Source organism: Streptomyces sp. NPDC049577, from assembly GCF_040675635.1.
Classification (GTDB): domain Bacteria; phylum Actinomycetota; class Actinomycetes; order Streptomycetales; family Streptomycetaceae; genus Streptomyces.
The window spans coordinates 1-7767 of record NZ_JBFAPH010000299.1 but is presented as its reverse complement, the minus strand read 5'-3'; the positions used below and the strand labels follow the sequence as shown (position 1 = coordinate 7767).

The 7767-nt window shown below is 70.5% G+C and carries 7 protein-coding genes; 5 read left to right on the top strand and 2 right to left on the bottom strand.

What is annotated here, in order from left to right:
• A partial coding sequence (locus AB0K09_RS26060) for a S8 family peptidase (protein WP_366067829.1) occupies positions 1–577 on the top strand: 577 nt, incomplete at its 5' end.
• A gap of 122 nt (positions 578–699) precedes the next feature.
• Here the strand turns inward: AB0K09_RS26060 and AB0K09_RS26055 are convergent.
• Together AB0K09_RS26055 and AB0K09_RS26050 are read right to left on the bottom strand one after the other, a co-directional pair.
• A complete protein-coding gene (locus AB0K09_RS26055; RefSeq protein WP_366067828.1) occupies positions 700–1269 on the bottom strand; it encodes a sugar O-acetyltransferase in 570 nt (189 codons plus the stop codon).
• 68 nt (positions 1270–1337) lie between these two features.
• On the bottom strand, positions 1338–3431 hold the full coding sequence (locus AB0K09_RS26050; RefSeq protein WP_366067827.1) for a SpoIIE family protein phosphatase: 2094 nt from the start codon (positions 3429–3431) through the stop codon (positions 1338–1340).
• A 134-nt stretch (positions 3432–3565) separates the two neighbouring features.
• Between AB0K09_RS26050 and AB0K09_RS26045 the strand changes: the two genes are divergently transcribed.
• From AB0K09_RS26045 to AB0K09_RS26030, 4 genes are all read left to right on the top strand, one after another.
• Entirely contained in the window at positions 3566–3997 is a 432-nt protein-coding gene (locus AB0K09_RS26045; protein ID WP_366067826.1) for a GNAT family N-acetyltransferase, read from the top strand.
• A gap of 68 nt (positions 3998–4065) precedes the next feature.
• Positions 4066–5280: a cytochrome P450 gene (locus AB0K09_RS26040; protein ID WP_366067825.1), complete on the top strand. Its 1215-nt coding sequence runs from the start codon at positions 4066–4068 to the stop codon at positions 5278–5280.
• A 284-nt stretch (positions 5281–5564) separates the two neighbouring features.
• Positions 5565–6308, top strand: a complete 744-nt coding sequence (locus tag AB0K09_RS26035; protein WP_366067824.1) for a transglycosylase SLT domain-containing protein — start codon at positions 5565–5567, stop codon at positions 6306–6308.
• Between the two features lie 112 nt (positions 6309–6420).
• Positions 6421–7767, top strand: a 1347-nt coding sequence (locus AB0K09_RS26030) for an MFS transporter (RefSeq protein WP_366067823.1), incomplete at its 3' end; no start/stop codon positions are given.

Here is a 7767-nt window from a genome sequence, read left to right as displayed (position 1 = left end):
CGCCAAGAAGGCCAGAATCGTCGCCGTCCGGGTACTGGACGCCCAGGGCTCCGGCAGCACCGAGCAGGTCGTCGCCGGCATCGACTGGGTCACCAAGAACCACAAGGGTCCCTCCGTCGCCAATATGAGCCTCGGCGGCGGCGCGGACGAGGCGCTCGACGCGGCCGTGCGCAAGGCGATCGCCTCGGGCGTCACCTTCGCCGTCGCGGCGGGCAACGAGTCCACCGACGCCGGCCAGGGTTCCCCGGCCCGGGTCAAGGAGGCGATCACCGTCGCCTCCACCACCAAGGACGACCAGCAGTCCGACTTCTCCAACTTCGGCAGCGTCGTCGACCTCTACGCCCCCGGCTCGGACATCACCTCCGACTGGAACGACAGCGACTCCGGCACCAAGACCATCTCCGGCACGTCCATGGCCACCCCGCACGTGACGGGCGCCGCCGCGCTCTACCTGAGCGGCCACAAGGACGCGACCCCGGAGCAGGTGGCGAGCGCGCTCACCCAGGGGGCCACGGCCGGCAAGGTCACCAGCCCCGGCGCGGGCACCCCGAACAAGCTGCTCAAGGTCGTCCCGTAACCCGGTAGGCCACCCCGGACGGCACGCGGCCGGCCGTCGCACCCCACCCCCACGGGGCGCGACGGCCGGCCGTCGGCGTCCCGCGGCAACGGAACGACGCGGACCGGGACATCACGCACCCGTCAATCGGTCCGCCCGTCCAGCGTGCGGATGACGCGGGCCGGATTGCCCACGGCCACGACCCCGGCCGGCAGGTCCGCCGTCACCACCGCGCCGGCCCCCACGACCGTGTCCTCGCCGATCGTCACCCCCGGGCAGACGATCACCCCGCCCCCGAGCCAGACGTTGTCGCCGATCGTCACCGGCACCCCCTTCTCCCAGCCCTCCCGGCGCCGCACCGGATCCACCTCGTGCGTCGCGGTCAGCACCTGCGCATAGGGGCCGATCTGCACGTCCGCCCCGATCGTGATGGCCGCGGAGTCCAGGAAAACGGCCCCGAAGTTGACGAACGTCCCGCTGCCGATGCTGATGTGGTAGCCGAAGTCGCAGTGGAACGGCGGCCGGATGCGCACGTCCTCCCCGACAGAGCCGAGCAGCCGGCGCAGGATCTCCGCCCGCTCGGCCGGCTCCGCGCACTCGGCGGCGTTGTAGGCCGCGCACAGCTCGACGCGGCGCCGGGTGTCGGCGGCCAGCTCCGGGTCGTCGGGGACGAACCAGTCACCGGCCAGCATCCGTCGCTTGTTCTCACCCATGTCACCCTCCCCTCGAAAGACGCCACGCTCCCCGAGGGGCTCGGCCGCGTCAAGGTGATCCGGTGCGCTCACGTGGACTGGAGCAGGAGCAGGGCGATGTCGTCGGTGTGCTGCCCGCTGGGGCAGGTCCGCTGGACGAGACTTTCGATGAGCCGGTGCAGCGGGAGATCGCTCGCCTCGGTCAGCTGCCGCGCGAGATCGCCGGTGGTCCGGCCGATGTCGGTGCCGGGGGTCTCCACGAGCCCGTCGGTGTAGAGGGCGAGGACGGCCCCCGGGGGCACGGGCGCGGTGGTGAGCGGGTAGGGAACCTCGATGCCGGTGCCGAGCGGAGGGCCGGGATCGACGTCGAGCGCTCGGGCGCGGCCGCCGGGGTGCCGCAGGAGCGGTGGCGGATGCCCGGCACTCGCGAGAGTGACTTCGTGGCGGGCCAGATCGAGATGGGCGTAGAGACACGTGACGAAACGGTCCATGTCCAGGTCGGTCACGTCACGGTCGGTGCGGGCGAGGACCTCGTCGGGGGAGGCGCCGGCGGTGGCGTGCGAGTGGACGGCGGTGCGCACCTGGCCCATGAGGGCGGCCGCCGTCACGTCGTGGCCCTGCACGTCTCCGATGACCGCCGCCGCGGTGGTGTCGCTGAGCCGGATCAGGTCGTAGAAGTCCCCGCCGACGTCCATCCCGTAACTGGCGGGCAGATAGCGGGCGGCGACGTCCAGGCCGCTCACCGTGGGCAGGGTGTGCGGCAGGAGCGTCTGCTGGAGGGCGTGGGCGAGGCTGTGCTTGGCGTCGTAGAGGCGGGCGCGGTCCAGGGCCTGCGCGATGAGCCCCGCCAGGGGAACGAGGATGCCGCGTTCCTCGGCGGTGAACACATGGGGCTGGTCGTAGGCGAGCACGCAGCAGCCGATGGGGCGCCCGGAGGTGATCAGCGGCAGGAACGCCCAGGCCTGTTTGTCGCTCGTGTGCGGCGCCCTGGGGTAGTCGCGGCTCAGTTCGGCGCGGTCGGCGAAGAAGGAGGGCGTGCCGGTGGCCAGCGCGGGACCGACGGGATTGACGTCGGCGTCCATCGGCAGACCGTCGAGAAGCTCGATGACGTCCGGGGAGTAGCCGCGATAGCCGATGATCTTCATCCGCCCGGCCTCGGCCGTGGACATGATCACGCCCCGGGCCCCGAAGGCGGGCAGGATCTGGTCCGCGGCCAGGTCGATGACGTCCTGGACGCTCACCGTCTCGGTCAGCGCGGCCGCCAGATGCATCAGCTGGTAGATCCGGCCCGAGGACCCCATGGCGGCCGCGACAGGCTCGGGCGGGCCGGCGCGCCCCCGGCCGGGAGTGATGAGGATGCTGATGCCGCTGCCGTCCGGATACAGCCGGAAGTCCAGCCACCGGTCCGGCGGCCGCAGAATGCCCAGGGAGAGCGGCTCTCGACTGGTCACGGCGGTGCGGTAGGCGTCCGCCCATGCGTCGTTGTCCAGCCAGGGCAGCGCGTTCCAGGGCACCACGCCCAGCATCTGCTCGGCGGGACAGCCCAGCAGGCCGGCGGCGGCGGTGTTGGCGAAGGCGACGCGCCCTTCCCGGTCCAGGGCGACGGTACCCACGGGAAGGCGCTCGACCAGATCGGTCGCCGCCAGCGCGGGCTGTGGCGCCCCCGCGTCGGTACGGTGCACGGGGACGATCCGGGGCTTCTCCGGAATGACCGGCGGGCGAGCGGCCCCGTCCAGCACACGGGCGATGCGCCGGGCACTGAAGGTGATGTTCCCGCGCTCCCGCGGAGTGAGCCGGGCCGGATGGCCCACGGGCCACACCAGCAGCAACGCGCCCCAGCAATGCCGGACGCCCTTGAGCGGGGCGGCCGCGAGCGAGAGCTGGTAGGGGAAGAACGCGGCGACGCGCGGATAGCGGCGGACCATGTCCTCCTGGCGCCCCACCCACACCAGACGCTCCTCCAGCACCGCCTGCGCGGTCGGACCCGGGGACGTCAGCGACAGCCGCTTCCACGGCGAGGACGTGGCGACCGGCATGCCGGCCATCACGGCCAGCCCCAGCACGGGCTTCTCCGGATCCAGCAGATAGACGCCCCCGCTCGTGGCACCCGTCCGGTGCACGGCCAGTGCCACCGCCTCACCCAGGAGATCGGCCGTGCCCGGAAGCTCACCGTGACCAGTCACGTCGTTCTCCTCGCAGGCCGCAGCCCCGGCGCACCTATAACAGGACCGTACTCCCGTCCGACGGGGGCGGCATGCCGGCCGGTCCGGAGCCCGCGGCCCGGGGCCGTACGCCCGACACGCCGTAGCATGCCGCCATGATCACTCGAAGGGATGACGGCTACGAGATCGCCACCGATCCGGACCGTCTCGACGTCGACCTGCTGCACCACTGGCTGTCCACGGACACCTACTGGGCCCGGGGCCGCAGCCGCGAGAAGGTCGAACAGTCCATCGGCGCCTCCCTCAACTTCGGCGTCTACGACGCGACCGGCGCCCAGGCCGCCTACGCGCGCGTCGTCACCGACCTCACGACCTTCGCCTGGCTCTGCGACGTCTACGTCGACCGCGCCCACCGGGGCAAGGGCCTCGGCACCTGGCTCGCCACCACGGTGCGCGACCACCTCGCCCCGTACGGGATCCGGCGCGCCCTGCTGGCCACCCAGGACGCCCACGGCGTCTACGCCAAGGCCGGCTTCGGACCCCTGCCCGACCCAGCACACATGATGATCATGACCTTCGACCGGTGAGAACGCCCCGGGCGGGCACCGTCCCCGACGGCCCGCGCCCGCCCGTTCGCCCTCGCTACCATGCGCCCATGATGGCGAGCGCCGACTTCGACCCCTGGTGCCCACGATTCGCCGCCGACCCCTACCCCGGCTACGCGAGGCTGCGCGCCACATCCCGCGCCCACTGGTTCGCCCCCAGCCGCCAATGGCTGATACCGCACTACGCCGACGTCCGCGCCCTCCTGCGCGACCGCCGCCTGGGCCGCACCTATCTGCACCGCTTCACCCACGAGGAATTCGGCCGGACCCCGCCGCCCGCCGCGCACGAACCCTTCCACGTCCTCAACGGCAACGGCCTGCTCGACCTGGAAGCCCCCGACCACACCCGCATCCGCCGCCTGGTGTCGAAGGCGTTCACCCCCCGCACGGTCGAGGAGCTCGCCCCCGCCGTCGCACGGCTGGCCCGTGAACTGGTCGACGGCCTCCTCGCCGACGGTGGCGGAGACCTGATCGGCGCTCTGGCCGAGCCCTTACCGGTCGCCGTCATCGCCGAGATGCTCGGCATACCCCCGGCCGACCGGGGACTGCTCCGCCCCTGGTCCGCCGACATCTGCGGCATGTACGAGCTGAACCCCGGCGAGGAGACGGCACGACGCGCCGTACGCGCCTCCCTCGACTTCTCCGCCTACCTCGGCGAACTGATCGCCCACCGCCGAAGCCATCCCGGCGACGACCTGATCAGCACGCTGATCACCGCCCACGACGAGGGCGACCGGCTCACCGAGCAGGAACTGATCTCCACCTGCGTCCTGCTCCTCAACGCCGGCCACGAGGCCACCGTCAACACCATCGGCAACGGCTGGTGGGCCCTCTTCCGCCACCCGGACCAGCTCGCCGCCCTCCGCGCCGAGCCCGCCCTCCTGCCGCAGGCCGTGGAGGAGCTGATGCGCTACGACACCCCGCTCCAGCTCTTCGAACGCTGGGTCCTCGACGACATCGAGATCGACGGCACCCTCATCCCGCGCGGCAGCGAGGTGGCCCTCCTCTTCGGCTCCGCCAACCACGACCCGGCCCGCTTCCGGCACCCCGACCGCCTGGACCTCACCCGCACCGACAACCCCCACCTGAGCTTCGGCGCCGGAATCCACTACTGCCTGGGAGCCCCGCTCGCCCGCGTCGAACTGATCGCAGCCTTCGGAGAACTTCTCCGCAGAGCGCCCCGCCTGCGCCTCGTTTCGGAGCCCGAACGGAAACCGGGCTTTGTGCTCAGGGGCCTGAAAGGTCTGCTCGTCGCATGCGCTTAATGGCAGGGCGTGAGGAGGAATGCGGCCGGGTGTGAGGCGGGGCATAGGGCGTGGGTCACATACGCCCTCGGCTAGTGATAAGCGGTGCGTGTTTTTGGGGGTTTCAAGGCGTTTGTCCTGGGGTTTTCTACGCTGTGGGGTCGTAGGTCACAGTCTTGTCGGGGGTTTTGGGCGCCGCTAACAATGGCTGAGTCGCACGGCGCCGTCGACCGAGAAACGGCGCTTTTTCTTGCGCCAGGTACGGCCACTGCGACGTTCGCGATTGGAAGAGGTTCAGCTCAGTTATGCGCTCCACCCACTCCGGTTATACCCGTCTGACCAAGGCCCACAAGATCTCCGCCACCGGTATCGCTACCGCGTCGATCGCGGCGGCTGCGTTCGCCGCCGTTTCGGCCGGCACGGCCTCTGCTGCGGAGACGCGTCCGGTGAAGACCGTTGCCTGGAATGCCGAGTCGTTCGGTGCGACGCAGCAGGACGAGCTGACCAAGGTTGTCGCGGACGCCGCCGCGCAGGGCAAGACCGAGGCCGCTGCCGTGAAGAAGGCCGCCGCGGACGCCGAGGCGAAGAAGAAGGCCGACGCCGACGCCGCCGCGAAGGCGAAGGCGGACAAGGAGCGCGCCGCCAAGGCTGCCGCTTCCCGTTCGGAGGCCCGCAAGCCGGTCAAGGCCGCCCCTGCCAAGCCTGCCGCTCCGGCGCCGAAGGCCTATGGCGACAATCTGGAGGGCTGGATCGCCCAGGCGCTGGACATCATGCACGCCAAGGGCATCCCGGGTTCCTATGACGGCGTCAAGCGCAACATCATGCGCGAGTCGACCGGTAACCCGAAGGCCATCAACGACTGGGACGTCAACGCCGTCAACGGCGTTCCCTCCAAGGGTCTGCTGCAGATCATCGACCCGACGTTCAAGGCGTATCACGTCGAGGGCACGTCCTGGGACATCTGGGACCCGGTCGCCAACATCGTCGCGTCCTGCAACTACGCGGCCGACAAGTACGGCTCCATGGACAACGTCAACTCCGCGTACTGATCGGCAGCACTGAACGGCAAGTGGAACGGCATGCCCACGGCCCCGCCGGGAAGACGCGGGGGCACGCCGCCGGGGCACCGGGCCCCGGCCGGTGCACGCGGGAGGGCCACCCATGGCGACAGTCGACCGACACGCGCCGGAAACCGGAACGATCACCACCTCGGTACCCGCACGGCTGGACCGTCTGCCCTGGTCGCGCTGGCACTGGATGGTCGTGCTGGGACTCGGCACGGTGTGGATACTCGACGGCCTCGAAGTGACCGTCGTCGGCAACATCGCCTCCCGCCTCTCGGAGAAGGGCAGCGGAATCGCGATCAGCGGTTCCGAGGTCACCGGGATCGCCGCCGCCCTCTATGTGGCCGGCGCCTGCACGGGTGCCTTGCTCTTCGGCTGGCTGACCGACCGGTACGGGCGCAAGAAACTGTTTCTGCTCACCCTCGCCCTGTATCTCGGCGCAACCGGACTGACGGCACTTTCCTTCGACTCCTGGTGGTTCTTCGCCTTCCGCTTTCTCACCGGCTGCGGAATCGGCGGCGAATACGCCGCCATCAATTCCGCCATCGACGAACTGATCCCCGCCTCGCACCGCGGCCGGGTCGATCTGCTGGTCAACGGAAGCTTCTGGATCGGCGCGGTGGGCGGGTCGCTGCTGTCGATCGTCATGCTCGACACCGACCTGTTCCCCGCGAACGTGGGCTGGCGGCTGACCTTCGCCCTCGGCGTCGTGCTCGGACTGGTGATCCTGCTGGTCCGCCGGCACGTGCCCGAATCGCCGCGCTGGCTGTTCATCCACGGCCGCGGCCCCGAGGCCGAGGAACTCGTGACGTCGATCGAGGAGCGGATCGCCGCCGAGACCGGCCGCGAGTGCGGGCCCGTCGACCGGCGGATCACCGTCCACCAGCGCAAGAGCATCGGATTCCGCACCGTCGCGCGGACCGTCTTCCGCTCGTACCCGCGCCGCTCCGCGCTGGGCCTCGCGCTCTTCATCGGCCAGGCCTTCCTGTACAACGCCATCACCTTCGGCTTCGGCGCGATCCTGACCCGGTTCTTCTCCGTGCCCTCCGGGCACACCGGCTACTACTTCGCCGTCATCGCCTTCGGCAACTTCCTCGGGCCGCTGCTGCTGGGGCCGCTCTTCGACACCCTCGGACGACGACCGATGATCACCGGGACGTACGTACTGAGCGGACTGCTGCTCTTCGCGACCGCCTGGCTCTTCGGCAGGGGCTCACTGACCGCTGTCACCCTCACCGCCTGCTGGTGCGTGGTCCTCTTCTTCGCGTCGGCCGGCGCCAGCAGCGCCTACCTGACGGTCAGCGAGGTCTTCCCGATGGAGACACGAGCGCTGGCCATCGCCTTCTTCTACTCAATGCCCTTACGGGCGATGCGGTGGCGAATGCCTCTCTCCGCTGAATGTCTTGGGGCCCGCAGAAAAATAGCGTGCTGGCCTCCAGTGGAC

Bases quoted from the DNA above. Each gene is read 5' to 3' on its own strand.
- AB0K09_RS26055 (WP_366067828.1), bottom strand. From the start codon at position 1,269: ATGGGTGAGAACAAGCGACGGATGCTGGCCGGTGACTGGTTCGTCCCC.
- AB0K09_RS26045 (WP_366067826.1), top strand. From the start codon at position 3,566: ATGATCACTCGAAGGGATGACGGCTACGAGATCGCCACCGATCCGGAC.
- AB0K09_RS26040 (WP_366067825.1), top strand. From the start codon at position 4,066: ATGATGGCGAGCGCCGACTTCGACCCCTGGTGCCCACGATTCGCCGCC.
- AB0K09_RS26035 (WP_366067824.1), top strand. From the start codon at position 5,565: ATGCGCTCCACCCACTCCGGTTATACCCGTCTGACCAAGGCCCACAAG.